We start from the raw sequence: 623 nt of genomic DNA on the forward strand, positions 1-623 counted from the left end.
AGGCTCAGGTGCAGCTTTACCTGATTCTTTTCTTGGTCGACAAACGCCCACTTGCCAAAATGACTCGAGAGTGTGATCGAAGAGGAATCGATGATGGATAGGGGGACTAATTCTTTTTTTAGCCCTCTGTTCTCACACAGATGCAGGGTATCGTGAATACGGCGAGTGATGTCTTCGAACAGGTATTGGAGCAACCAGGTTGGCAGTTCAGATATTCTGCGAGAAAGTTGGGAAGCGCTAAGCGACGCGAGTCCTGTGAGTGCCTGAAGTTCCGGGCTATCCCGAAGATTTTCGACAATGCACTCGGGGTCTTTTCGATCGGACAACTGCGCTTCGACGAACAAGCGGAATGAAGCAATAAGTTTACACTTCTGCTTGCGATAATCGAGATAAACACAAACAAATTCGGGAATTTTCAACCATTCAAGACATTGACTGATGACGGTATTTGAGTTATGGTTACCCATGTATGGTCTCCTTTGTAATGGAGTGGGTAACACGCCCTCTACATTCACAATAGGAGATTTTTTAATTATCCGCCAGACAAAAAGCATCAATAAAATACAGTTTTAGGAACATTTTGAAACAAATTTTTCATGTCAGGTTTGATGCAAAGCTAGTGC

1 pseudogene is annotated in these 623 nt (G+C 43.8%); it reads right to left on the minus strand.

From position 1 onward, the window contains the following. Positions 1 to 467: pseudogene (locus tag AC0LWT_RS38950) on the minus strand (hypothetical protein); the annotation flags it as partial. Between the last annotated feature and the right edge of the window lie 156 nt (positions 468 to 623).

The sequence above is a fragment of the Paenibacillus sp. sgz302164 genome, assembly GCF_056120505.1.